The following is a 22485-nucleotide window of genomic DNA, read 5'->3' as shown; positions in this document are numbered from 1 at the left end:
CTGACCGCCTGGTATTCGCCGGTTTCAGGCCTGGTGATAGCATGCCCCATGCTCATGAAAACCGAAATCCCCATGACCACCGCCGCCCCCCCAGACGATGACCAGGGTGTGCCCGTCTCCGTCAAGATCCGCGAGCGCGTCCAGGCCGCTCGCCGCCGTTTCCATTCCAACGACAACATCGCCGAGTTCATCCAGCCCGGCGAGCTGGAGCAACTGCTCGACGAGGTCACCGTCAAGATGCAGGGCGTGCTCGACAGCATGGTGATCGACACCGAGAGCGACCACAACACCGGCGACACCGCGCGCCGGGTGGCCAAGATGTACCTGAAAGAGGTGTTCAACGGCCGCTATGTGCACGGGCCCAGCGTCACCGAATTCCCCAACGCCGAGCACCTCAACGAGCTGATGATCGTCGGCCCGATCACCGTGCGCAGCGCCTGCAGCCACCACTTCTGTCCGGTCATCGGCAAGATCTGGATCGGCGTGATGCCCAACGAACACACCAACGTGATCGGCCTGTCCAAGTACGCGCGCCTGGCCGAATGGATCATGGGCCGCCCGCAGATCCAGGAAGAGGCCGTGGTGCAACTGGCCGACCTGATCCAGGAAAAGACCCAGCCCGACGGCCTGGCCATCGTGATGGAAGCCAGCCACTACTGCATGGCCTGGCGCGGTGTGAAGGACATGGACAGCAAGATGATCAACTCGGTCATGCGCGGCGTGTTCCTGAAAGACCCGAACCTGCGCCGCGAATTCCTCTCGCTCATTCCTCGAAACTCCTGAAAGACACCATGCTGGTACGCCTGCTTTACGTCAGCCGAGCGATCGACAAGGACTGCTCCAAGGCGATCGAGTCCATCCTGGACGTTTCGCGTGCCCACAACATGCACAACGGCATCACCGGGGTGCTGTGTTACGGCGGTGGCGTGTTCCTGCAGGCCATCGAAGGCGGACGCAACGCCGTCAACACGCTCTACAACCACATCGTGGCCGACCCGCGCCACACCGACGTGGTGCTGCTGCATTTCGAGGAAATCAGCGAGCGGCGCTTTGGTGGCTGGACCATGGGACAGGTCAACCTCTCCAAGCTCAACACCTCCATCGTGCTCAAGTACTCCGAACGCCCGGAATTCGATCCCTACAGCGTCTCGGGCAAGGTCTCGCTGGCCCTGCTCGAAGAGCTGATGGCCACCGCCAGCATCATCGGAAGGGCCTGAGCTCACCCCCGCCGCGCTGCGCGCGACCCCCTTCAAGGGGGCGATACCAGTGGCCCGGCGGAGCCGGTTCCACGGTATCTCTGGAATGAGGCACAGCGCTCCGGAGAGGGATGTGGCCTTCGTTTTAGCGGGTCCCGCTCCTTTTACCAGTGAACTCTGATCGGCCTTTGAGGCGATAACGTTGCTTGAGTCTTGCCATTGCCCGGCAGGGTTTGCAGCCTTTTGTGCATGCCATGTCGCTTAACGCCTTTGCTCTCATCGTGCTCGCTGGCCTGATCCACGCCGGCTGGAACATCGTGGCCAAGAAAGCCGCAGGCGATGCGCGCTTCGCCTTCTTCACCGCTTTCATCATGATGCTGTTCTGGGCACCACTGGGCTGGTGGCTGGGGCGCGACGTGGTGCCAATCTGGGGGCGCGCCGAGTGGGCGCTGGTGGTCGCCAGCGGTGTGCTGCATGTCTTCTACTACGTCATCTTGCTGCGCGGCTACCGCAAGGCCGATCTCACGGTGGTGTACCCGGTTGCGCGCGGCTCGGGGCCGCTGCTGTCATCGCTGGTGGCCATCGCGCTGCTGGGCGAACGCGTGTCGGCACTGGGGATGGCGGGCATCGCGGGCGTGGTGGGCGGTGTGTTCCTGATCGCCGGTGGGCCTGGCTTGCTGCGCGCGGCGCAAGACCCGCAAGCGCGCCAGCGGGTGCTCAAGGGCATGCGCTACGGCCTGCTCACCGGCGCCTTCATTGCGTCGTACACGGTGGTCGATGGCTATGCGGTCAAGTTTCTGCTGATGTCGCCTATCCTGGTGGACTACATGGGCAACTTCGTGCGCGTGGCGCTGCTCGCACCTGCCGTGCTGCGTGACCTTCCTACCGCGGCCCAACTGTGGCACCGGCAATGGCGCTACGCCATGCTGGTGGCGGTGATCAGCCCGGTGGCCTACGTGCTGGTGTTGTACGCCATGCGCGAAGCGCCGTTGTCACACGTGGCGCCGGCGCGCGAAGTGTCCATGCTGTTCGCCGCCCTGATCGGAGGCCATTTGCTGGGCGAAGGCGACCGCGTGGCCCGTGTGCTGGGCGCGTTGTGCATTGCCGCCGGTGTGACGGCCTTGGCGCTGGGATGAAACCGTGACCCCCGTCGCAAGCCCCCTCATGCCTGAACCCACCGACCCCTTGCTGCTGGGCTGCGACTTCACCAGCGCCCCGTCACGGCGCAAGCCCATCACACTGGCGGTGGGCCGTGTGGACCGGGGCCGCCTGCTGCTGCAAGCGCTCGAGCGGTTCGAAACGCTGGAGGCCTGGAGCGAGCGCCTGGCCGCGCCCGGGGTCTGGGTGGGTGGATTCGACCTGCCTTTTGGGCTGTCGCGCGAGCTGGTGACCACACTCGGCTGGCCCACCGACTGGCGCGCCTGCATGGCGCACTATGCCGGCCTGAGCCGCGCAGAGGTTCGTGAGGCCTTTGCCGCCTTTTGCGACGCGCGACCGGTGGGTGGAAAATTTGCCCACCGCGCCACCGACGGCCCGGCCGGCTCCAGTCCCAGCATGAAGTGGGTCAACCCGCCAGTGGCGTTCATGCTGCACGCGGGCGTGCCCAGGCTGATCAAGGCCGGCGTGAGCCTGCCGGGCCTGTGCGAAGGCGACCCGGCACGCATCGCGCTGGAGGCCTACCCCGGCTTGCTGGCGCGCAGCGTGCTGGGCACCGCGTCGTACAAGAGCGACGACAGGGCCCGCCAGACGCCCGCCCGGTTGATTGCCCGCCGCACCCTCATCAATGCCCTGGAAAACGGCCAGGCGTCGCTGCTGCAAGCCGCAGGCCTGCGCCTGAAGCTCACGCACGGGCAGCGCGACGCCCTGGCCGACGATGCCAGTGGCGACAGCCTCGATGCCGTGCTGTGCATGGCGCAGGCGGCCTGGGCACTGCGCCAGCACCAGACCGGACACCCGCGCTGGGGTCTGCCCGACTTCGATCCCCTCGAAGGCTGGATCGTCACGGCCTGAACCCGTCCATCCGCGCAGGCCGGAGGGGCCTGGGCAAGCGGTGACGGCGGGGTTGACCAGCCCCTCCACAAGCCTTCCCTGTGGCCGGCGGTCGGCGTAAGCTGTGGTTCCGATTCAGGGAGGTGCTTATGTTTCCATGGTTGTTTCTGTTCGCGCCACAGCTGCACTTTCCGTTCAGCGGCAGCGTGGCGCAGCGCATCGAACCGGACACGCGCTGGTTCTTTGACGGTATCGATCCCTCGGCGGGTGACGCGCGGATCGAGCGCCAGGCTTTCGAGGTGGCGAGCTACGGCCGTCAGTTGGGCTTGATCGCCGAGGTGCTGGTGGAGCAGGCCGAGCAGACGCCGCCGCGGACGAAGGCGGCGCGCGAGGCCCTGCAGCGGCTCAAACAGATCCAGGCCGACATCGAACAGGTCAAGACCCAAGACGCGGCCGCCCTGGCCCGGGACGTGGAGGCCAGTCTGCTGCGCCTCAAGCGCCTGCATCCGGCGGATTACAAGGCCCTGGGCCACCGCCTGCAGCGCAGCCTGGCCGACGACGTCTGAGCCCCCGGGTCCCTGTCCGCCAGCGGCACTGGCGGCGCGTCCGATGGGTTCCCCCCATGTGGCGGTGGGCGCACCTCATGACGGCGGGGACTGCCTGCATGCCGTGGGACTGACCTGCGTCAATGTTGCCGGCCGATCCATCGGCGACACTGCGCCGCTGGGCCCCTTCCTGTGGGTCAGCCATTCATCCGTCCGTCCATCCCATGTCCGTGTCGTCCTTGTTGTCCCGCTTTCGCTCTGGCGCCACCCCCGTGGCGGGTGCTGCGCCGTCAACACGCCACCAGCCGCACGAGGACGTGCAGGCGTTGCTGACGGGCACGCTGTTCGTGGCGCTGGGCGTGGTGCTGTTCCGCCAGGCCGGTCTGCTCACCGGTGGCACCGCCGGGCTCGCTTTCCTGTTGCACTACGCCACCGGCTGGAACTTCAGCCTGGTGTTCTTTTTGATCAACCTGCCGTTTTATGGTCTGGCCTGGAAGCGCATGGGGCCGCTGTTCACGCTCAAGACCTTTGCCGCTGTGGCACTGCTTTCGGTCTTCGCGCAATGGGTTCCGGCCTGGCTGTCCATCGGCGAGCTCAACACCGCTTTCGCCGCGGTGGCGGGCGGGCTGCTCACCGGCGCGGGCATGCTGATGCTGTTTCGCCACCGTGCCAGCCTGGGCGGCTTCAACGTGCTGGTGCTCTTCCTGCAGGAGCGCTTTGGCTGGCGCGCCGGTCATGTGCAGATGGCGATGGACTGCACGATCGTGCTGGCCGCGTTTGCCGTGGTGGACTGGACGCAGATCGTCTGGTCGGTGGTGGGCGCGGTGGTGCTCAACATGACCCTGGCCATCAACCACCGGCCAGGGCGCTACATGGCGGTCTGAACCACCACCCGCCAAGCCGGGTGGTCCCGGTTCCCGACACGGATGGTGGCAGACTCGGGGCATGCATTTTTCCCTGATCGGACCCGCTCGGGTTCTGTTGACAGCCCGCTTGGGCTCCGGGCCATGGCTGCTCGCGCTGCTGATGGCGCACACCGTCGCCAACGCAGAGGGGGTCGCTGGTGTGGAGACTCCGACTTTGCCCACGGTGTACGAAGCCCGCGTGACGCGCGTGTCCGACGGCGACACGCTGTGGGTGAAGCCGCTCGCGGGCGGCCGTTACCGCAAGCTGCGGCTGGACGGTATCGATGCACCGGAAATCTGCCAGGACGGGGGCATGGCGTCGCGCGACGCGCTGGCGGCGCGTGTGCTGGAGCAGGTGGTCACTGTGCATGAGCGCCACCACGACACCTATGGCCGTGCCCTGGTGCGGCTGACCCACTCGGGCACGGATGTGGCGGCCCGGCTGGTGCTCCAGGGCCACGCCTGGTCGCACCGCTGGAGGCGCAGCCTGGGGCCATATGCCCAGCAGGAAGCGTGGGCGCGCAAACAGCGCATGGGCATTTTTCAGAGCGATGCGCCGGCCGAGTTGCCGCGCGACTTCCGCCAGCGTCACGGACCGTGCCCGCTGCCTTGATTCGGGTCGGGGTGGCGTCAGCGGTGCGGGTGGCCGCACACGGCGCACAGCGGGTTCTGAGGCAGGGCGATCTGGTTGAACGCCATGTCGCGCCCGTCGATCATGAGCAGCTGTCCCGTCAGGCGCGAGCCCAGGCCGGTAAGCAGCTTGAGCGCTTCGGCCGCCTGCATGGTGCCCACGATGCCCACCAGCGGCGCGAACACCCCCATGGTGGCGCAACGGGTTTCTTCCACGTCCGAGGTTTCGGGGAACACGCAGGCGTAGCAGGGGTTGCCCGGCGTGCGCTGATCAAACACGCTGAGCTGGCCGTCCATGCGGATGGCAGCGCCCGACACCAGCGGCTTGTGATGCCGAACGCAGGCCCGGTTGATGGTGTGGCGTGTGGCGAAGTTGTCGGTGCAGTCGATCACCACGTCGGCATCGGGCACCAGCGCATCGAGCAGCGCCGCATCGGCGCGCTGGATCATGGGCGTGACGATCACATCGGGGTTGATGGCCGCGACGGCCTCGCGCACCGAGGCGGCCTTGGGGCTGCCCACGCGCGCGAGGTTGTGCGCGATCTGGCGCTGCAGGTTGGTTTCGTCCACCACGTCGTGGTCCACCACCGTGATGCGCCCAACGCCCGCACTGCCCAGGTAGAGCGCCACCGGTGAGCCCAGCCCTCCCGCGCCGATCACCAGCGCGTGAGACGCCAACAACCGCTCCTGGCCCTCGACACCCAGTTCGTTGAGCAGAATGTGGCGCGAATAGCGCAGGAGCTGTGCGTCGTTCAAGGTCGATGGCGGCGGCGCCGGGCCGCCGTGGACTCAGTTTTCTTTCTTCTCTTCGGTGCGCACGGTCAGGGTCTTGCTGACCATCACCGGACGGCCCTTGAGCTGGTTCATGGCCTGTTGCAACTGGAAGTCCTTGTCGCTGCCGAACTCGGGCACGAGGCGCTGGCCGGGGTTCTTCTTGGACTCCTCTTCCAGCCGTTTGCGGGCCTGCTCACGAGCCTCTTCGCGCTGCTGTTCCTCGGCGCGGCGTGCGTCGGTCATGGGTTGCACTTCCGTGCTCGGGTCCTTGCCATTGCCCAGGTGCTTTTGCAGATCGGCTTCGCGGGTGCGCAGGGCGGCGAACAGGTTGCCTTCCAGCGTTTCGTCCACCATCACGTCGGGCACGATGCCCTTGGCCTGGATCGAGTTGCCAGAGGGGGTGTAGTAGCGCGCGGTGGTGAGCTTGAGTCCTGTGTCGGGGCCGAGCGGACGCACGGTCTGCACCGAGCCCTTGCCGAAGGTCTGGCTACCCAGGAGGGTGGCACGCTTGTGGTCCTGCAGGGCGCCGGCCACGATCTCACTGGCCGAGGCCGAACCCTCGTTGACCAGCACCACCAGCGGCACCGTGCGCAGCGCGCCCTTGGTGGCTTCGGTCAGGTGTTTGATGGGGTCGGCGCCGCCGCGGCGCAGGTAGTGCTGTGGCGCGGCCTTGTAGATGAACTTGCTGTCTTCGAGCTGGCCATTGGTGGACACCACGGTCGCGCCCTCGGGCAGGAAGGCGGCCGAGAGCGCCACCGCAGCGTCGAGCAGACCGCCCGGATCGTTGCGCAGGTCGAGCACCAGGCCCTTGAGCTTGGGGTCGGCCTTGTAGATCTCTTCGACCTTGCGCGCGAAGTCCTCGATGGTGCGTTCCTGGAACTGCGACACGCGGACCCAGGCATAGCCGGGTTCGATCATTTTGGACTTGACGCTCTGGGTCTTGATTTCCTCGCGCGTGATCGTGACCGGGAAGCTGCGGTTTTCGTCCTTGCGGAAGATGGTCAGCAGCACCTTGGTGCGAGGCTCGCCGCGCATGAGCTTGACAGCGTCGTTGATGGCCAGGCCTTTGACCATGGTGTCATCGATCTTGGTGATCAGGTCGCCGGTCTTGAGGCCGGCGCGGAAAGCCGGTGAGTCTTCAATGGGCGAGACCACCTTGACCAGGCCGTCTTCCATGGTGATTTCGATGCCCACACCGACAAAGCGCCCGCTGGTGCCTTCGCGGAAATCCTTGAAGGACTTCTTGTCGAAATACTGGGAGTGAGGGTCCAGGCTGGCCACCATGCCCGAAATGGCTTCGGAAATGAGTTTTTTCTCGTCCACCGGCTCCACATAGTCGCTCTTGACCATGCCAAACACGGCCGCGAGCTGTTGAAGCTCTTCCAGTGGCAGGGGTGCGAGGGTTCCACGCGCCACAGCCTGCAACTGCACCGTGGTCAAGGCCCCGGCCACCGCGCCAATGGCCACCCAGCCCACGATTTTCAGCTTGTGACTCATTTGTTTACCCATCGAAACACCCTAAAAAATAGCCAGCGAGACACGATTTGGCCCGCTGGCGAACCAATATACACCTTGGAGCACGGTCGGGGATTTCGGTTCCATCTCCTTGGGTGCCGTGGTTTCCCGCCGCCCGGCGGGCGGGTCAGGCCTTGCCCTGGGCCGCCACGGCCGCCGCTGCCTTGGCCGCCGCTTCGGCGTCGCCCAGGTAGTAGCTCTTGAGCGGCTTGAGTTCGGCGTCAAGCTCGTAGACGAGCGGGATGCCGTTGGGGATGTTCAGGCCCACGATGTCGGCGTCGCTGATGCCGTCGAGGTATTTCACCAGGGCGCGAATGCTGTTGCCGTGCGCGGCGACCACCACCCGTTTGCCCGAGCGGATGGCCGGGGCCATGGCTTCGTTCCAGAACGGCATGACACGCGCCACGGTGTCCTTGAGGCACTCGGTCAGCGGCACTTCCTCGGGTTTGAGCTTCTCGTAGCGGCGGTCGCTGCGCTCGCAGCGGGGGTCGCTCGCTTCCAGGGCTGGCGGCGGGGTGTCGTAGCTGCGGCGCCAGATCAGCACCTGTTCGTCGCCGTACTGTTTCGCCATGTCCGCCTTGTTCAGGCCCTGCAGGGCACCGTAGTGGCGCTCGTTGAGGCGCCAGCTGTGGGCCACGGGCAACCAGGTGCGGTCCATCTCGTCGAGCACGTGCCACAGCGTGCGCGTGGCGCGCTTGAGCACGCTGGTGTAGGCCAGATCGAAGTCGTAGCCTTCGGCCCGCAGCAGCCGGCCCGCGTTCTTCGCCTGTTCCAGCCCGAGGGGAGTCAGATCAACGTCGGTCCAGCCGGTGAAGCGGTTTTCGAGATTCCAGGTGGATTCGCCGTGACGAATCAGGACAAGTTTGTGCATGGGCGGTGAAAAACAGTGAATGGCGCAAAGCCGGGTGGCGCACCCCACAGCGGGGCTGTCTGCGGAGCTCAGCCGGACATTCTAAAATCCCAGGCTTAACTGAAAGGTGTTCCTGTGAGTTTTTTTATTGAAAACTGGATTTTGATTGCGGTGGCGTTTGCTGCCGGTGCCATGCTGGTGTGGCCCGCGGTCACGGGAGGCGGGCGGGCCGGGTCGCTGAGTGCGACGCAGGTGGTCCAGCTGATGAACCGGGACAAAGCGGTGGTGGTGGACGTGTGTGGCGCCGACGAATTCGCCTCCGGCCATGTGGTGGGGGCGAAAAACGTGCCGCTGTCCGAACTGGAAGCCAAGCTGCCGGGCCTGGTCAAGAACAAGGCCACGCCGGTGGTGCTGGTCTGTGCCTCGGGCATGCGTTCGAACCGGGCCGTGGCGATGGCCAAGAAGCTGGGCTACGAAAACGCCCATTCGCTCGCGGGCGGCATGGGCGCGTGGCGCTCGGCCAACCTGCCGGTCGAGAAGGCCTGATCGTTCTCCGGACACTTCTTTTTCACCCCCATTGACAGGAATTCGCATGGCCACGGTCAAGATGTACACCAGCGCTTATTGCCCCTACTGCAGCCGGGCCAAGGCCCTGCTGGAAAAGCGCGGCGTGACCGATCTGGAAGAGGTGTTCGTGGATGGACAGCCCGAGTTGCGGGCCCACATGCGGGAACTCACGGGCCGCACCAGCGTGCCGCAGATCTTCATCGGGCAGACGCATGTGGGGGGCTGTGACGACTTGCACGCGCTTGATGGCCAGGGTGGACTGATGCCGCTGCTGCAGGCTTGAGATCGATAGCTCCGGCGAAATGCCCCGCTGGGCGGTTGAATGGGCGCAAAGGCCTGACATGGCGGGCTGACATAATCGCCCCCGGTGCCCGCTGTGGGAACGCTTGTCCCCGGCGGGTTTCGTTTTTTCCAGATTACCCGAGAGAGCAACATGGCCGATAACCAAGAACCCGTATTCCAGATTCAGCGCGTTTACCTCAAGGAAGCGTCGCTGGAGCAACCCAATTCGCCGGCCATCCTGCTGGAGCAGGAGCAGCCATCGGTGGATATCCAGCTGGGTGTGGAAGCCAACCCGGTGGCCGACGGTGTCTACGAGGTCTGTGTCACGGCCACGGTGCAGACCAAGATCAAGGACAAGACGGTGTTCCTGGTCGAAGCCAAGCAGGCCGGTATTTTCGAGATCCGCAACCTGCCGCAGGACCAGATGGGCCCGATCATGGGCATTGCCTGCCCGCAGATCGTCTACCCCTACCTGCGCAGCAACGTGGCCGACCTGATCCAGCGCGCCGGTTTCCCGCCCGTGCACCTGGCCGAAATCAACTTCCAGGCCATGTACGAGCAGCAGCAGGCCCAGGCCGCGGAAGACGCACCGCGCATCGTCACGCAGTAAGTCTGCTTTGCAACCGGCGCGCGTGTCATGAACATCGTGGTCTTGGGCGCCGGCGCCTGGGGGACGGCGCTGGCCATCAATGCGGCAGGCCAGTCGACGGGCCAGCACCGGGTCACCCTTTGGGCGCGCGACGAACAACAGGTGGCCAGCATGCGGGCCGAGCGGGAAAACCGGCGTTACCTGCCGGGCGTCGCACTGCCATCTGGTCTGGAACTGGCCGGTGGCGCGATGGACCTGCATCAGCCCTGGTTGGTCGATGCCGACTTGGTGGTCGTGGGCACGCCCATGGCCGGCTTGCGCGGCATGCTGGAGCGCCTGGCCGGCTGTACCGCGCCGGTGGCCTGGCTCTGCAAGGGGTTTGAAGCGCCGCAGGACGGCGACACCTCCACGGGTCTGCTCGGCCACGAAATCCGTGCCCGTGTGGCCCCTGGTCTCAGTGCCGGCGTGCTCAGTGGCCCCAGTTTCGCGCTGGAAGTGGCGCGCGGCCAGCCCACCGCGCTGGTGGCGGCCAGCGAGCACGCGAGCGTGCGCGAGGCGCTGGTGAGCGCCTTCCACGGCCCCACGCTGCGGGTGTATGCGAACGACGACATCGTGGGGGTGGAGGTGGGTGGCGCGGTGAAAAACGTTCTGGCCATCGCCACCGGCTTGTGCGATGGGCTCGATCTCGGCCTCAACGCGCGGGCCGCGCTCATCACGCGGGGTCTGGCGGAAATGACACGTCTGGGGCTGGCGCTCGGGGCCCGGGCTGAAACCTTCATGGGCCTCTCGGGCCTGGGCGATCTGGTGCTCACCGCCACCGGGGACCTGTCGCGCAACCGCAAGGTGGGCCAGTTGCTGGCGCGCGGCCTGAGCCTGCGGCAGGCGGTGGACTCACTCGGCCATGTGGCTGAAGGCGTCTACAGTGCCCGCACCGTGGTGCAGCGCGCGCGCCTGCTGGGCGTGGACATGCCGATTTCATCCGGCGTGGTGGCCTTGCTGGATGGTCAGTTGCAGCCAGCACAGGCTGTGGCCGCCCTGATGGGGCGCGACCCGAAGGATGAGGCCACCCCTCCCACGCGCCGCGCCTAAGGGCGCGTCCCCCCCCAAGAGGCGATGCGAGCGGCCTTCTTGAAGGTGTGACAGGCGAAGTTCGGCGCGGGGGTGGGTCTAAATCTCGAAGTTGTCGATCAATCGGGTGTTGCCCAGGCGCGCAGCGCCCAGCACCACGAGGGCTCCGGGGGTGGTCGCGTCTGCCGCAGTGGGCGTCTGCAGGTCTTGTCGGCGACGCACCGTCAGGTAGTCGGGTTGCCAGCCCCGCCCCGCCAATGCCCTCATGGCCTTCTCTTCCAGCGCGGACTGGTGGTTGGGCAGACTCGCCGCAGCGGCCAAAGCGTCGCGCGCCAGACCCCGCAGTGCGAGCGACAGCTGCACCGCCTCGGCACGCTCGCTCTCGTCCAGATAGCCGTTGCGCGAACTCAGCGCCAGGCCGTCGGGGGCGCGCTGGGTTTCACCGCCCACGATGGTGATGGGCAGCGCGAACTGCTGAACCATGCGCCGGATCACCATCTGCTGCTGGTAGTCCTTCTTGCCAAAAAGCGCGTGGCGTGGGCCTTTGGCCTCGGAAAACACGCACTGGAACAGCTTCATCACCACGGTGCAGACACCGATGAAGAACCCGGGCCGGAAGTGCCCTTCCAGGATGTCGGCGAGTTCGGCGGGGGGGTGCACCTTGAAGCCCTGCGGCTCGGGGTACAGCTCCTTCTCCGACGGCGCGAACACGATGTCGCAACCGGCCTGCTCCAGCCGTGCGCAGTCGGCCTGCAGCGTGCGGGGGTAGGTGTCGAAATCTTCGTGTGGCGCGAACTGCAGCCGGTTGACGAAGATGCTGGACACCGTGACGTCGCCCAGGGGTTTCGCCGTGCGCACCAGGTCCAGATGACCCTCGTGCAGATTGCCCATGGTGGGCACGAAAGCCGGCGAGTTGTATGGCCGCAGCGCAGCGCGCAGGTCTTCGATGGTGTGGACGAGTTGCATGGGTGTGTCCGAGGGGGAGTTACCGGGGAACACCGCCGGGCTGGCTTTGCCAGACGGCTGGTGTTGCCCCCTTGAGGGGGCCGCGCGCAGCGCGGCGGGGGTGGGTCAAGTTCACCAGGCGTGCAGTGCGTCGTCGGGGAAGCTGCCGTCTTTCACCGCCGCCACATAGGTGGCCATGGCATCGCGCACGCTGGCCTGGCCTTCCATGAAATTGCGCACGAATTTGGGGTTTTTGCCCAGGTTGATGCCCAGCATGTCGTGCATCACCAGCACCTGGCCCGCGGTGCCTTTGCCGGCGCCTATGCCGATGGTGTGGCAGGTCTTGAGCTGGTGGGTGATTTCGAGCGACAGGGCCGCGGGCACCATCTCCAGCACCAGCATGGCCGCGCCCGCGTCCTGCAGTTCCAGCGCGTGGCGCTTGAGCTGTAGCGCGGCGGCGTCGCCCCGCCCTTGCACGCGATAGCCACCGAGTGCGTGCACGGTCTGCGGCGTGAGGCCCAGGTGGGCGCAGACGGGGATGCCGCGCTCGACCAGGAAACGCACCGTGTCGGCGGTCCAGCCACCGCCTTCGAGCTTGACCATGTGGGCGCCGGCGTGCATCAACACCGCGGCGCTGCGCAGGGCCTGTTCTTTCGACTCGTGGTAGCTGCCGAAGGGCAGGTCGCCGATCACCCAGGCCGTGGCCTGCACACGCTGCAGGCCACGCACCACGCTTTCGGTGTGGTAGCGCATGGTCTCCAGCGTGACGCCGACCGTGCTGGACAACCCCTGGCAGACCATGCCCAGCGAATCGCCCACCAGGATGCACTCCACACCCGCGGCGTCGGCCACGGCGGCGAAGGTGGCGTCGTAGGCGGTGAGCATGGTGATCTTTTCGCCGCGCTCGCGCATCTCCTGCAGGCGCGGCAGGCTCACCGGTTTGCGCTGGGGCATGGGCGAGGCCGACGGTAGGGTGCCGTAGGGTGTGCCGCTGGTCGGGGCGGCGGATTTCACTGAACTCATGAGGGTCCCCTTTGCGTGGGCTTTCGATGGGAGGCACTATATGCGATCCCGTTATGCTTGCGACCCATGAAACACCTCTCTGAATTCACGGCCGATGATCTGGTCGAACTGGCCCGCGCCGACGTGGCTCGCGCGCTGGCCGAAGACGTGGGCAAGGGCGACCTCACCGCGGCCCTGGTGGACCACGCACGCGGCGCGCGCGCGCGCATCCTCGCGCGCGAGCCGGCCGTGATCTGTGGCGCACCCTGGGTGGAGGCGGCCGTGCTTGCCTGCGATCCCCAGGCCCGCCTGACCTGGCGCGTGGCCGAGGGCCAGCGCTGCGTGGCCGACCAGGTGGTGCTGGAGATCGAGGGCAATGCCCAGGCCCTGCTCACCGCCGAGCGCACCGCGCTCAACTTCCTGCAGCTGCTCTCGGCGGTGGCGACCAAGACCGCGGTGTTCGTCGATGCCGTCCAGGGCACGCGCGCGGCCATCGTGGACACGCGAAAGACCATCCCGGGGCTGCGTCTCGCGCAGAAATACGCGGTGAAGACGGGCGGAGGCGTGAACCACCGCATTGGCCTCTACGACGCGGTGCTGATCAAGGAAAACCACATCGCTGCCGCAGGTGGCGTGGCGGCCGTGTTGAAGCGGGTGCAGGAAACGGCACCCCAGGCGCGTTTTGTCGAGATCGAGGTCGAGACCCTGGCGCAACTGGACGAGGCACTGGCCTGTGGCGCCACGATGGTGCTGCTCGACAACATGGACATCCCCACCCTGCAGGAGGCCGTGCGCCGCAACGCGGGCCGTGCCATCCTGGAAATATCGGGCGGCGTGAATCTGCAGACGGTGCGTGCCCTTGCAGAAACCGGGGTGGACCGCATCTCTATCGGTGCCCTGACGAAAGATGTCAAGGCGATTGATTTCTCCATGCGGATGGAGCAACTGACATGAGCAATCCCGTGGTCATCGACGTCGAGTACGAACAGCCGGCCTGCCCGACCAAACACGCCTGGGCGCGGGTTCCCGTGGAGCCCGGTCCTAAGCAGCGCGCCGAGTTGAAAGACAAGATCCGCCGCCTGCTCAAGGAGCGCAACGCGGTCATGGTGTCGCACTACTACGTGCACCCCGACCTGCAGGACCTGGCGGTGGAAACCGGCGGCATCGTGAGCGACTCGCTGGAAATGGCGCGCTTTGGCCGTGATCATGTGGCGCAGACGCTGGTGGTCTCGGGTGTGCGCTTCATGGGCGAGACCGCCAAGATCCTGAGCCCGGAAAAAACCGTGCTCATGCCCGATCTGGACGCCAACTGCTCGCTGGACCTGGGTTGCCCGATCGACGACTTCAGCGCCTTCTGCGACCAGCACCCGGACCGTACCGTGGTGGTCTACGCCAACACCAGTGCCGCGGTGAAGGCGCGATCCGACTGGCTCGTCACGTCCAGCTGCGCGCTGGACATCGTGAAGGCGCTCAAGGACAAGGGCCACAAGATCCTGTGGGCGCCCGACAAGCACCTGGGCGGCTACATCCAGCGCGAAACCGGCGCCGACATGCTGATGTGGAACGGCTCGTGCATCGTGCACGACGAGTTCAAGGCCTTTGAGCTCGAAGCACTGAAAAAGGAGCACCCCAGAGCCAAGGTGCTGGTGCACCCGGAAAGTCCGGCCGACGTGGTGGCGCTCGCGGATGCGGTGGGTTCGACCTCGGCCATCCTGAAGGCCGCGCGCGAGCTGGACGCGAACGAGTTCATCGTGGCCACCGACAACGGCATGATGCACATGCTGCGCCAGCAGAACCCGGGCAAGGTGTTCATTGAGGCCCCGACCGCTGGCAACAGCGCCACCTGTAAGAGCTGCGCGCACTGCCCCTGGATGGCCATGAACGGCCTGGCCGGCGTGGCGCAGGTGCTGGAAAAGGGCCTGAATCAGATCCACGTGGACCCGGCGCTGATTCCGCGCGCCCGACTGCCCATCGACCGCATGCTGGCCTTCACGGCCGCGCACCGGGCCGGTCAGGACGCCGGGGCGCTGGTGCCGAACATCGGCGCCGCCTGAGGTGGGTTCAGACGAAAAAAAGCCCGCAGTCAGCGGGCTTTTTTTCGGGCACCTGACGGATCAGAGCGGGACCTTCTTGAGCATTTCCAGACCGATCTTGCCATCGGCGATTTCGCGCAACGCGGTCACGCCGGGCTTGTTCTTGCTTTCGATCTTGGGCGCGTGGCCCTGGCTCAGCATGCGCGCGCGGTAGGTGGCGGCCAGCACGAGTTGAAAGCGGTTGGGGATCTTTTCCAGACAATCTTCGACGGTGATGCGTGCCATGTGCGGGCCTCGGTGGTGTGCGGTGAATCAGTGGATGTTGAGCGCCTGGAAGGTATCGCTGCGGGCGATACGCTGGGCGGCGAACTTGAGCCGCTGGGCATGGACGATGGCCTTGAGGTCAAACAGGGCCCGCTCGAACAACTCGTTGATTATAACGAAGTCGAATTCTTTGGCGTGCATCATTTCGTGGGCGGCGTTCTGCAGCCGGACTTCGATCACCTCGGCGCTGTCTTCCGCGCGCCGCTCCAGCCGCGAGCGCAATTCTTCCCAACTGGGGGGCAGGATAAAGATCAGCACAGCGTTCGGGAAGATGCGTTTGACCTGGATGGCGCCCTGGAAGTCGATCTCCAGCACCACGTCCGCCCCCTGGGCCATGCGTTGCTCGATGGCTTGTTTGGACGTGCCATACCGGTTTCCGTGCACCATGGCCCATTCCAGGAACGCCCCCTGAATGACCATCTGGTCGAAGGTTTCCTTGGCCACGAAGTAGTACTCGCGGCCGTGCAGTTCCTGGCCTCTGGGCGGACGGGTGGTGTGCGAGATGGAGGGCACGACACGCGAGTCCAGCTCCATCAGCGCCTTGACCAGGCTGGACTTGCCGGCCCCGCTGGGGGCCGCGACGACAAACAGGTTTCCAGGGTATTCCATGCTTACTCGATGTTTTGCACTTGCTCGCGCATCTGTTCAATGAGCACCTTCATGTCGACCGAGATGCGCGTGAGTTCCAGGCTCGATGACTTGGAACCCATGGTATTGGCTTCGCGGTGCAGTTCCTGGATCAGGAAGTCCAGCCGCTTGCCGATGTCGTTGCCCTTGGTCAGCAGGCGCTCGATTTCGCTGAGGTGCGAGTCCAGCCGCGTCAGTTCCTCGGCCACGTCGATGCGGATCGCGAAGGCGGTGGCTTCGGTCAGGGCGCGGTCGCGCGCCATGTCGTTGGTGACGGCATTGCCCAGTGTCCCCGATGCGGCGCCGGCACCCAGGGCATCGTTCCAGCGGTCGATGAAGCGTTGGCGCTGCTGGGCGACCAGCTGGGGAATCAGGGGCTGGGCGTCCTGGGCGAGCTGGCGCAGTTGTGTCAGGCGGTCCAGCAGCATGCTGGCCAGGCGCTGGCCTTCGCGCTCGCGCGCCGCCACCAGACCGTCGAGGCCCTCGTGTCCCAGGGCGATCAAGGTTTCGTGCAGCTCCCCCGGAACGGCGGCCTGGCGCGATGTCAGCTGCAAAACCTCGGCCACCGTCAGCGGGGTGGCCGTGGGCAGCCAGGCCCGCACGTTGTCCTGCAGGCTCACGAGTTTCTGCAGTTCCTGCACCGAGGGTGCGCGTGGCCCGGTGTCCGTCTTGCCTTCGATCCAGGCCCGCACCTCGACCTTGCCCCGCTTGAGCCTGGCGCCCAGCAGTTCGCGCAGCGCGGGTTCGGTGCCGCGCAACTCGTCCGGGAGTTTGAAAGTGAGGTCGAGAAAGCGGCTGTTGACCGAGCGGATTTCCAGGCCCAGGCCGGGTGTGCTCTCGCGGGCAGGTTCGCCGGCGTTTGCGCCTCCAGGCCCGCCAGTCTGGGCCGTGGCGTAGCCGGTCATGCTGTAAACTGCCATTGAACTGTGTCCCATCAGGTTGAGTGGTCCAAAACGAGGCGTTCCGGAACCCATCCGAATTATGTCAAAGGTCAAACCCGCCCCGCTGCCGCCGGACACCGTGATCGGTGGCTACCGTATTGTTCGCAAGCTGGCGGCCGGTGGATTCGGTGTGGTGTACCTCGCTGTGGACACCGAAGGCCAGCAAGTGGCCGTCAAGGAATACCTGCCGTCCTCGCTGGCCACGCGCGGCCCTGGCGAGCTGTTGCCCCAGGTGCAGCCCGAGAAGCTGTCGTTGTACCGCCTGGGCCTCAAGAGCTTTTTTGAAGAAGGTCGGGCATTGGCCCAGATCTCGCACGCCTCGGTGGTCAGCGTGCTCAACTTCTTCCGCGAAAACGAAACCGTCTACATGGTCATGAACTACCTGGAGGGCTCGTCCCTGCAGGAATTCATCATCACCGCGCGGGATCTCAAGAAGCAGAAGGTGTTTCGCGAGTCCACCATCCGTTCGCTGTACGACGAGGTGCTGCGTGGCCTGCGCATCGTGCACCAGCACAAGATGCTGCACCTGGACATCAAGCCGGCCAATATTTTCGTGACCGATGACAACCGCTCGGTGCTGATCGATTTTGGTGCGGCTCGCGAGGTGTTGAGCAAGGAAGGCAATTTCATCCGGCCCATGTACACGCCCGGTTTTGCAGCGCCCGAGATGTACCGGCGCGACTCCAGCATGGGGCCGTGGACCGACATCTATGCCATTGGCGCCTGCATCTACGCCAGCATGCAGGGCTACCCGCCCAACGACGCGCCACAACGGCTCGAAAAAGACCGCCTGTCGCTGGCGCTGTCCCGTTTGCGCGGCGTCTACTCCGACAACCTGATCGAGGTGGTCGAATGGTGCATGTCGCTCGATCCGCTCTCCCGCCCCCAGTCGGTGTTTGCGCTGCAGAAGGAACTCAGCCGTGAAACCGAGCGCAGCTACACCAAGCTGACCGTGGCCGAGAAGATGCGGCTGCAGTTCGACAATATCGTGTCCGACAGCAAGAAATCGCCACGCAAGTCGACCGACGCCGGGACCAAGTTCCGATGAAGTTTTCGGTTTACCAGATCAGCCGTCAGGGCGGTCGTGAGCGCAACGAGGACCGCATGGGCTACGCCTACACGCGCGAGTCCGGCTTGCTGGTGCTGGCCGATGGCATGGGCGGGCACCCCGAAGGGGCCATGGCGGCCCAGTTGGCGCTGCAGACCTTTTCGGCCTATTTTCAGAAGACGGCCAACCCGACGGTGCGCGAAGTGCCGGAATTTCTCTCCAGCGCCCTGATGGCGGCGCACCACCAGATCATCCGCTACGCAGCGGAAAAAGGCATGCTCGACACACCGCGCACCACCCTGGTGGCCGCGGTGCTGGAGCGCAACCAGATGAACTGGATCCACTGCGGTGACTCGCGTCTGTACATCGTGCGCGACGGCGAGCTGCTCACCCGCACGCGCGACCACTCGTACATGGAACAGCAGGCCCACCTGGGCAAGGCCACCGAGCACATCAACCGCAACATTCTTTTCACCTGCCTGGGCTCTCCGGCCAAGCCGGTGTACGACATTTCGGGTGCGCTGCAACTGCAGCAGGGGGACCGGGTGCTGCTGTGTTCCGACGGTCTCTGGGGCACGGTCAAAGACGCGGAGATCGTGTCCGAGCTCTCGAAAAACTCGCTGGAACAGGCGGTGCCCGAGCTCGTGGAGTTGGCGCTCAAGCGTGGCGGGCCGCGTTGTGACAACGTGACCGTGCTGGCCATGGAGTGGGAAACACCCGACGAATTCCAGACCACGCGCGTGTCCACCGAAGACATCGAGGACGGCGTGTTCGCCTCCACCATCCAGTCGGGCGTGGCCGATCCGACCATTGAAGACATGGACGACGAGGAGATCGAGAAATCGATCGCCGAAATCAACGAGGCGATCCGGCGCACCGCCGAAAAGAACTCTTGACCCCCCGCGCCGCCTGCGGCGTCACCCCCCAGGGGGCAACGCGAGAGGCCCGGCGAAGCCGGTTCCTCCGCGTTCTGGGTTGAATCCTTTGGCGCTCCGGCGGCCCCCTCCGTAACAATACGACCACCTTTTTTTTGAGATTCCCATGACAGATTTCATTCGACCCGGCCACCGGGCCGCCGACGCCCTGCGCCCGGTGCGCATCACCCGGGGGTTCACCATCCACGCCGAAGGTTCGGTGCTGATCGAGTTTGGCGACACCAAGGTGCTGTGCACCGCCTCGGTGGAGGAAAAGGTGCCACCGCACAAGCGCGGCAGTGGCGAAGGCTGGGTCACGGCCGAATACGGCATGTTGCCACGCGCCACCCACACCCGCAGCGACCGCGAGGCCGCCAAGGGCAAGCAGAGCGGGCGCACGCAGGAAATCCAGCGCCTGATCGGCCGCTCGTTGCGGGCGGTGTTTGATCTCAAGGCGCTGGGCGAACGCACCATTTCGCTGGACTGCGATGTGTTGCAGGCCGATGGCGGCACCCGCACCGCGAGCATCACCGGCGCCTTCATCGCGGCACACGACGCGGTGACCCAACTGCTGGCCGAAGGCAAGATCGCCGCCTCGCCGATCAAGGACCATGTGGCCGCCATCTCGGTCGGCATCCTGCAGGGGATACCGCTGCTGGACCTGGAATACGTGGAAGATTCGGCCTGCGACACCGACATGAACGTGGTGATGACCGGCTCTGGCCACTTTGTGGAAGTGCAGGGCACGGCCGAGGGCGTGGCCTTCAGCCGCCAGGAAATGGACGCCTTGCTGGCGCTGGCTGAAAAGGGTGTGGCCGAACTGGTGGCGCTGCAGAAGCAGAGCCTCGAAGCATGAAGCCCCCATGCTGCGGCCTGTGACCATGCGACTCGTTCTGGCGTCCAACAACAAGGGCAAGCTCGCCGAGCTGCAGGCGCTGTTTGCGCCGCTCGGTGTGGAACTGGTGCGCCAGTCTGATCTGGGCATCCCGGAAGCGCCCGAGCCACACCGCACCTTCATTGAAAACGCCCTGGCCAAGGCGCGCCATGCCGCACGCGTGAGCGGTCTGCCCGCACTGGCCGATGATGCGGGTCTGTGCGTGGAGGCGTTTGGCGGTTTGCCCGGCGTGGACACCGCCTACTACGCCACGCAGTTCGGCTACGAGAAGGGTGACGCCAACAACGTGCGCGCCCTGCTGGAGCAGATGGCCCAGGTGGATGACCGCCGCGCTGCCCTGGTCAGCACCCTGGTGGCGGTGCGCAGTGCCGACGATCCCGAACCGCTGGTGGCCAGCGGCCGTGCGCCGGGGCTGATCACGCGCGAGCCCATCGGTGACAACGGTTTCGGTTTCGATCCGGTGATGTATCTGCCGCAGTTTGGCTGTACCTTCGCCCAGCTGAGCGACGAAAAGAAGAACGCCAACAGCCACCGCGGAAAAGCGGCGCAGCAGATGCTGGAACTGATGCGCGAACGGTGGATGGCATGAAGCCCTCTGTGCCTCCTTCGGCGTCACCCCCCAGGGGGCGACACCAGCCGCTCGGTGATGTCGGTTTTGCGGTGTCCTTGCCATGAACGCTGCCTCCGACCGCCTCAAACACTGGATGCGCCCGGGCACGCTGCAGCTGCAGGGCCTGCCGCCGCTCTCGCTCTACATCCATCTGCCCTGGTGCTTGAAGAAGTGTCCTTACTGCGACTTCAACTCGCACGAATGGAGCGCCACCAGCCAACCCGGCCAGGCCCTGCCCGAACAGGCCTACCTGGACGCGCTGCGCGCCGATCTGGAAGCCGCCTTGCCGCTGATCTGGGGCCGCGCGGTGCACAGCGTGTTCATTGGCGGCGGCACGCCCAGCCTGTTTTCACCCGAGGCCATCGACCGCCTGCTGGGTGACGTGCGTGCCTTGCTGCGGCTGGATGCCGACGCCGAAATCACGCTCGAAGCCAACCCGGGCACCTTTGAGAAGGACCGCTTCCGCGCGTTCCGCCAGGCCGGCGTGACCCGCCTGTCGATCGGGGTGCAGAGCTTCAACGACGCGCACCTGAAAGCGCTGGGCCGGGTGCACGACCGCGCCCAGGCCATCGCCGCGGTGGAAGAGGCGGCGCAGGCCTTCGACACCTTCAACCTCGACATCATGTACGCGCTGCCGGGGCAGACGCTGGCGCAGTGCGAGGAAGACATCCGCACCGCGCTGTCGTTCCAGCCACCGCACATCTCGATCTACCACCTGACCATCGAACCGAACACCGTGTTCGCCAAATTCCCGCCCCAGGTGCCGCAGGACGACGACGCCTACGCCATGCTCGACCGCATCACCGAGCTCACCGCGGTGCAGGGGCTGGAGCGTTACGAGGTATCGGCCTACGCACGCGCGGGCCACCGCTGCTGGCACAACCTGAACTACTGGCAGTTTGGCGACTACCTGGGCATTGGCGCGGGCGCACACAGCAAACTCAGCTTCGCCCACCGCGTGGTGCGCCAGGTGCGCGCGCGCGAGCCACGCCTGTACATGGACAAAGCGCGCGCGGGCGATGCGGTGGTGAGTGCGGAAGAGGTGGCGCGGCGCGATCTGCCGTTCGAGTACATGCTCAACGCGCTGCGCCTGCGCCACGGTTTCGAGCTGCAGCAGTTCATGGACCGCACCGGGCTGCCGCTCTCCAGCATCCAGGGCGCGCTGGACCGCGCCGTGCAGCAGGGGCTGATCGAGTCGGCCGGTGGTGTGGTGGCGCCGACCGAGCGCGGTTTTGATTTCCTCAGCGATCTGCAGGGCCTGTTTCTGGCGGACTGACCGGTTTCCGGCCCGCAGCATGGGCCCCTGAAAGCAAAAAACCGGCACGGGGCCGGGTTCTGCTGTGTTGGCGGAGAGCCAGGGATTCGAACCCTGGAACCCTTGCGGGTTGCCGGTTTTCAAGACCGGTGCAATCGACCACTCTGCCAGCTCTCCAAGCCGGTGATTGTATGTGAGTGCTGAAGGGGCAAAAGGGCTCGCTGGATTCCCTCCGTGCCGCGCTCACTGGAGTACCTTCGCCCTCCGGGCTGCGGTGCGAGCTTGCTTGGGAGCGGCCCGGCGCTGCGCTCATGCCATCGCGGCGGGTTCCAGCAGCATGCCGCGCTGTTCGATGAAACGCACGACCTCGGCCACGCCGTCCAGCGTCTTGAGGTTGGTCATCACCCAGGGGCGGCGCGTGGTGTCGGGCCGCATGCGCGCGGTGTCGGCTTTCATCACTTCCAGGTCGGCGCCCACGTAGGGGGCGAGGTCGGTCTTGTTGATGACGAAGAGGTCGCTCTTGGTGATGCCGGGGCCGCCCTTGCGGGGGATTTTTTCGCCCGCGGCCACGTCGATCACGTAAATGGTGAGGTCGCTCAGCTCGGGGCTGAAGGTCGCGGCCAGGTTGTCGCCGCCGCTCTCCACGAACACGATGTCGGCGTTGGGGTATTCGCCCAGCATGCGGTCGATCGCTTCGAGGTTGATGGAGCAGTCTTCGCGGATGGCGGTGTGCGGGCAGCCGCCGGTTTCGACGCCCATGATGCGGTCGGCGGGCAGCGCGCCGCTGACCGTGAGCAGGCGCTGGTCTTCCTTGGTGTAGATGTCGTTGGTGATGGCGATCAGGTCGTAGCGATCGCGCATGGCTTTGCAGAGCATTTCCAGCAGGGTGGTCTTGCCCGAGCCCACCGGGCCGCCGATGCCCACGCGCAGTGGGGGGAGCTTCTTGGTGCGGTTCGGGATGTGGTGCAGGGCGGTCATGGG

At 65.8% G+C, this 22485-nt stretch carries 27 protein-coding genes and 1 tRNA gene; 18 read left to right on the top strand and 10 right to left on the bottom strand.

Features of this window, described 5'->3' with window-relative positions:
• Positions 1-48: 48 nt before the first annotated feature.
• The 7 genes from folE to AC07YZ_RS13935 all read left to right on the top strand — a co-directional run bounded on the left by folE (position 49) and on the right by AC07YZ_RS13935 (position 5248).
• On the top strand, positions 49-783 hold the full coding sequence (folE, locus tag AC07YZ_RS13965; protein ID WP_226491872.1) for a GTP cyclohydrolase I: 735 nt from the start codon (positions 49-51) through the stop codon (positions 781-783).
• A gap of 8 nt (positions 784-791) precedes the next feature.
• Positions 792-1217 carry a BLUF domain-containing protein gene (locus AC07YZ_RS13960; RefSeq protein WP_068171909.1) on the top strand — a complete coding sequence of 142 codons (426 nt, stop codon included), beginning with the start codon at positions 792-794 and terminating at the stop codon, positions 1215-1217.
• A 233-nt stretch (positions 1218-1450) separates the two neighbouring features.
• Positions 1451-2332, top strand: a complete 882-nt coding sequence (locus AC07YZ_RS13955) for an EamA family transporter (protein WP_494795168.1) — start codon at positions 1451-1453, stop codon at positions 2330-2332.
• A 28-nt stretch (positions 2333-2360) separates the two neighbouring features.
• On the top strand, positions 2361-3206 hold the full coding sequence (locus AC07YZ_RS13950; RefSeq protein ID WP_226491874.1) for a DUF429 domain-containing protein: 846 nt from the start codon (positions 2361-2363) through the stop codon (positions 3204-3206).
• A 128-nt stretch (positions 3207-3334) separates the two neighbouring features.
• The gene (locus AC07YZ_RS13945; RefSeq protein ID WP_494795167.1) at positions 3335-3751 is read left to right on the top strand and encodes a hypothetical protein; all 417 of its coding nucleotides are present in this window, start codon (positions 3335-3337) and stop codon (positions 3749-3751) included.
• Positions 3752-3954: 203 nt separating this feature from the next.
• Complete coding sequence (locus AC07YZ_RS13940) at positions 3955-4614, top strand: YitT family protein (protein WP_226491876.1); 660 nt, start codon at positions 3955-3957, stop codon at positions 4612-4614.
• A gap of 109 nt (positions 4615-4723) precedes the next feature.
• Positions 4724-5248: a thermonuclease family protein gene (locus AC07YZ_RS13935; RefSeq protein WP_494795166.1), complete on the top strand. Its 525-nt coding sequence runs from the start codon at positions 4724-4726 to the stop codon at positions 5246-5248.
• Positions 5249-5265: 17 nt separating this feature from the next.
• Here the strand turns inward: AC07YZ_RS13935 and AC07YZ_RS13930 are convergent, their stop codons facing one another.
• The 3 genes from AC07YZ_RS13930 to gpmA form a co-directional block, all read right to left on the bottom strand.
• Positions 5266-6021 (bottom strand): HesA/MoeB/ThiF family protein, encoded by a 756-nt coding sequence (locus tag AC07YZ_RS13930; protein ID WP_226491878.1) that lies wholly within the window; start codon positions 6019-6021, stop codon positions 5266-5268.
• Between the two features lie 33 nt (positions 6022-6054).
• Positions 6055-7536, bottom strand: a complete 1482-nt coding sequence (locus AC07YZ_RS13925; protein ID WP_226491879.1) for a S41 family peptidase — start codon at positions 7534-7536, stop codon at positions 6055-6057.
• A 145-nt stretch (positions 7537-7681) separates the two neighbouring features.
• The gene (gpmA, locus tag AC07YZ_RS13920; protein WP_226491880.1) at positions 7682-8425 is read right to left on the bottom strand and encodes a 2,3-diphosphoglycerate-dependent phosphoglycerate mutase; all 744 of its coding nucleotides are present in this window, start codon (positions 8423-8425) and stop codon (positions 7682-7684) included.
• A gap of 114 nt (positions 8426-8539) precedes the next feature.
• On the opposite strand from gpmA, the gene AC07YZ_RS13915 reads away from it, so the two are divergent.
• From AC07YZ_RS13915 to AC07YZ_RS13900, 4 genes are all read left to right on the top strand, one after another.
• Positions 8540-8950: a rhodanese-like domain-containing protein gene (locus tag AC07YZ_RS13915; protein ID WP_226491881.1), complete on the top strand. Its 411-nt coding sequence runs from the start codon at positions 8540-8542 to the stop codon at positions 8948-8950.
• A gap of 46 nt (positions 8951-8996) precedes the next feature.
• The gene (grxC, locus tag AC07YZ_RS13910) at positions 8997-9254 is read left to right on the top strand and encodes a glutaredoxin 3 (RefSeq protein ID WP_226491882.1); all 258 of its coding nucleotides are present in this window, start codon (positions 8997-8999) and stop codon (positions 9252-9254) included.
• Positions 9255-9404: 150 nt separating this feature from the next.
• Positions 9405-9863: a protein-export chaperone SecB gene (gene secB / locus AC07YZ_RS13905; protein ID WP_226491883.1), complete on the top strand. Its 459-nt coding sequence runs from the start codon at positions 9405-9407 to the stop codon at positions 9861-9863.
• A gap of 27 nt (positions 9864-9890) precedes the next feature.
• On the top strand, positions 9891-10931 hold the full coding sequence (locus AC07YZ_RS13900; RefSeq protein WP_226491884.1) for an NAD(P)H-dependent glycerol-3-phosphate dehydrogenase: 1041 nt from the start codon (positions 9891-9893) through the stop codon (positions 10929-10931).
• A 78-nt stretch (positions 10932-11009) separates the two neighbouring features.
• Here the strand turns inward: AC07YZ_RS13900 and panC are convergent, their stop codons facing one another.
• Together panC and panB are read right to left on the bottom strand one after the other, a co-directional pair.
• A complete protein-coding gene (panC, locus tag AC07YZ_RS13895) occupies positions 11010-11876 on the bottom strand; it encodes a pantoate--beta-alanine ligase (protein WP_494795165.1) in 867 nt (288 codons plus the stop codon).
• Between the two features lie 111 nt (positions 11877-11987).
• Entirely contained in the window at positions 11988-12878 is an 891-nt protein-coding gene (panB, locus tag AC07YZ_RS13890; protein ID WP_494795164.1) for a 3-methyl-2-oxobutanoate hydroxymethyltransferase, read from the bottom strand.
• A 66-nt stretch (positions 12879-12944) separates the two neighbouring features.
• Here panB and nadC point away from each other — a divergent pair, with 66 nt between their 5' ends.
• Both nadC and nadA read left to right on the top strand, forming a co-directional pair.
• The gene (nadC, locus tag AC07YZ_RS13885) at positions 12945-13811 is read left to right on the top strand and encodes a carboxylating nicotinate-nucleotide diphosphorylase (protein WP_494795163.1); all 867 of its coding nucleotides are present in this window, start codon (positions 12945-12947) and stop codon (positions 13809-13811) included.
• Positions 13808-14911, top strand: coding sequence for a quinolinate synthase NadA (nadA, locus tag AC07YZ_RS13880; protein ID WP_494795162.1), 1104 nt, complete (start codon positions 13808-13810; stop codon positions 14909-14911). Before nadC ends, nadA begins: the two co-directional genes overlap by 4 nt.
• A gap of 60 nt (positions 14912-14971) precedes the next feature.
• Here nadA and rpoZ read toward each other — a convergent pair whose 3' ends face one another.
• From rpoZ to AC07YZ_RS13865, 3 genes are read right to left on the bottom strand one after another with little or no spacing between them, the layout of a single operon-like run.
• Positions 14972-15175: a DNA-directed RNA polymerase subunit omega gene (gene rpoZ / locus AC07YZ_RS13875; protein WP_068171949.1), complete on the bottom strand. Its 204-nt coding sequence runs from the start codon at positions 15173-15175 to the stop codon at positions 14972-14974.
• A 27-nt stretch (positions 15176-15202) separates the two neighbouring features.
• Positions 15203-15823, bottom strand: a complete 621-nt coding sequence (gene gmk, locus AC07YZ_RS13870) for a guanylate kinase (RefSeq protein WP_226491889.1) — start codon at positions 15821-15823, stop codon at positions 15203-15205.
• Between the two features lie 2 nt (positions 15824-15825).
• Entirely contained in the window at positions 15826-16761 is a 936-nt protein-coding gene (locus AC07YZ_RS13865; RefSeq protein WP_494795161.1) for a YicC/YloC family endoribonuclease, read from the bottom strand.
• Positions 16762-16822: 61 nt separating this feature from the next.
• Between AC07YZ_RS13865 and AC07YZ_RS13860 the strand changes: the two genes are divergently transcribed.
• The 5 genes from AC07YZ_RS13860 to hemW all read left to right on the top strand — a co-directional run bounded on the left by AC07YZ_RS13860 (position 16823) and on the right by hemW (position 21525).
• Complete coding sequence (locus tag AC07YZ_RS13860) at positions 16823-17830, top strand: serine/threonine protein kinase (RefSeq protein ID WP_226491891.1); 1008 nt, start codon at positions 16823-16825, stop codon at positions 17828-17830.
• Entirely contained in the window at positions 17827-18726 is a 900-nt protein-coding gene (locus AC07YZ_RS13855; protein WP_226491892.1) for a PP2C family protein-serine/threonine phosphatase, read from the top strand. Before AC07YZ_RS13860 ends, AC07YZ_RS13855 begins: the two co-directional genes overlap by 4 nt.
• A gap of 145 nt (positions 18727-18871) precedes the next feature.
• Positions 18872-19600 carry a ribonuclease PH gene (gene rph / locus AC07YZ_RS13850; RefSeq protein WP_494795160.1) on the top strand — a complete coding sequence of 243 codons (729 nt, stop codon included), beginning with the start codon at positions 18872-18874 and terminating at the stop codon, positions 19598-19600.
• Positions 19601-19625: 25 nt separating this feature from the next.
• Positions 19626-20228 carry an RdgB/HAM1 family non-canonical purine NTP pyrophosphatase gene (gene rdgB / locus AC07YZ_RS13845; RefSeq protein ID WP_494795159.1) on the top strand — a complete coding sequence of 201 codons (603 nt, stop codon included), beginning with the start codon at positions 19626-19628 and terminating at the stop codon, positions 20226-20228.
• A gap of 82 nt (positions 20229-20310) precedes the next feature.
• On the top strand, positions 20311-21525 hold the full coding sequence (hemW, locus tag AC07YZ_RS13840) for a radical SAM family heme chaperone HemW (RefSeq protein WP_226491895.1): 1215 nt from the start codon (positions 20311-20313) through the stop codon (positions 21523-21525).
• A 68-nt stretch (positions 21526-21593) separates the two neighbouring features.
• On the opposite strand, the gene AC07YZ_RS13835 is transcribed toward hemW, so the two are convergent.
• Both AC07YZ_RS13835 and ureG read right to left on the bottom strand, forming a co-directional pair.
• A tRNA-Ser gene (locus AC07YZ_RS13835) sits at positions 21594-21681 on the bottom strand.
• A gap of 132 nt (positions 21682-21813) precedes the next feature.
• Positions 21814-22482, bottom strand: coding sequence for an urease accessory protein UreG (gene ureG / locus AC07YZ_RS13830; protein WP_494795158.1), 669 nt, complete (start codon positions 22480-22482; stop codon positions 21814-21816).
• Between the last annotated feature and the right edge of the window lie 3 nt (positions 22483-22485).

The sequence above is a fragment of the Hydrogenophaga sp. GW101-3F08 genome (genome assembly GCF_059424585.1).
The sequence above is the reverse complement of the archived record's forward strand: the minus strand, read 5'-3'. Positions and strand labels throughout refer to the sequence as shown.

Bases quoted from the DNA above. Each gene is read 5' to 3' on its own strand.
- secB (WP_226491883.1), top strand. From the start codon at position 9,405: ATGGCCGATAACCAAGAACCCGTATTCCAGATTCAGCGCGTTTACCTC.
- rph (WP_494795160.1), top strand. From the start codon at position 18,872: ATGACAGATTTCATTCGACCCGGCCACCGGGCCGCCGACGCCCTGCGC.
- gpmA (WP_226491880.1), bottom strand. From the start codon at position 8,425: ATGCACAAACTTGTCCTGATTCGTCACGGCGAATCCACCTGGAATCTC.
- rdgB (WP_494795159.1), top strand. From the start codon at position 19,626: ATGCGACTCGTTCTGGCGTCCAACAACAAGGGCAAGCTCGCCGAGCTG.
- AC07YZ_RS13940 (WP_226491876.1), top strand. From the start codon at position 3,955: ATGTCCGTGTCGTCCTTGTTGTCCCGCTTTCGCTCTGGCGCCACCCCC.
- ureG (WP_494795158.1), bottom strand. From the start codon at position 22,482: ATGACCGCCCTGCACCACATCCCGAACCGCACCAAGAAGCTCCCCCCA.
- nadA (WP_494795162.1), top strand. From the start codon at position 13,808: ATGAGCAATCCCGTGGTCATCGACGTCGAGTACGAACAGCCGGCCTGC.
- AC07YZ_RS13900 (WP_226491884.1), top strand. From the start codon at position 9,891: ATGAACATCGTGGTCTTGGGCGCCGGCGCCTGGGGGACGGCGCTGGCC.
- AC07YZ_RS13955 (WP_494795168.1), top strand. From the start codon at position 1,451: ATGTCGCTTAACGCCTTTGCTCTCATCGTGCTCGCTGGCCTGATCCAC.
- AC07YZ_RS13925 (WP_226491879.1), bottom strand. From the start codon at position 7,536: ATGAGTCACAAGCTGAAAATCGTGGGCTGGGTGGCCATTGGCGCGGTG.
- AC07YZ_RS13960 (WP_068171909.1), top strand. From the start codon at position 792: ATGCTGGTACGCCTGCTTTACGTCAGCCGAGCGATCGACAAGGACTGC.
- folE (WP_226491872.1), top strand. From the start codon at position 49: ATGCTCATGAAAACCGAAATCCCCATGACCACCGCCGCCCCCCCAGAC.
- AC07YZ_RS13945 (WP_494795167.1), top strand. From the start codon at position 3,335: ATGTTTCCATGGTTGTTTCTGTTCGCGCCACAGCTGCACTTTCCGTTC.
- AC07YZ_RS13865 (WP_494795161.1), bottom strand. From the start codon at position 16,761: ATGGCAGTTTACAGCATGACCGGCTACGCCACGGCCCAGACTGGCGGG.
- panC (WP_494795165.1), bottom strand. From the start codon at position 11,876: ATGCAACTCGTCCACACCATCGAAGACCTGCGCGCTGCGCTGCGGCCA.
- rpoZ (WP_068171949.1), bottom strand. From the start codon at position 15,175: ATGGCACGCATCACCGTCGAAGATTGTCTGGAAAAGATCCCCAACCGC.
- AC07YZ_RS13855 (WP_226491892.1), top strand. From the start codon at position 17,827: ATGAAGTTTTCGGTTTACCAGATCAGCCGTCAGGGCGGTCGTGAGCGC.
- panB (WP_494795164.1), bottom strand. From the start codon at position 12,878: ATGAGTTCAGTGAAATCCGCCGCCCCGACCAGCGGCACACCCTACGGC.
- nadC (WP_494795163.1), top strand. From the start codon at position 12,945: ATGAAACACCTCTCTGAATTCACGGCCGATGATCTGGTCGAACTGGCC.
- grxC (WP_226491882.1), top strand. From the start codon at position 8,997: ATGGCCACGGTCAAGATGTACACCAGCGCTTATTGCCCCTACTGCAGC.
- AC07YZ_RS13860 (WP_226491891.1), top strand. From the start codon at position 16,823: ATGTCAAAGGTCAAACCCGCCCCGCTGCCGCCGGACACCGTGATCGGT.
- AC07YZ_RS13950 (WP_226491874.1), top strand. From the start codon at position 2,361: ATGCCTGAACCCACCGACCCCTTGCTGCTGGGCTGCGACTTCACCAGC.
- gmk (WP_226491889.1), bottom strand. From the start codon at position 15,823: ATGGAATACCCTGGAAACCTGTTTGTCGTCGCGGCCCCCAGCGGGGCC.
- hemW (WP_226491895.1), top strand. From the start codon at position 20,311: ATGAACGCTGCCTCCGACCGCCTCAAACACTGGATGCGCCCGGGCACG.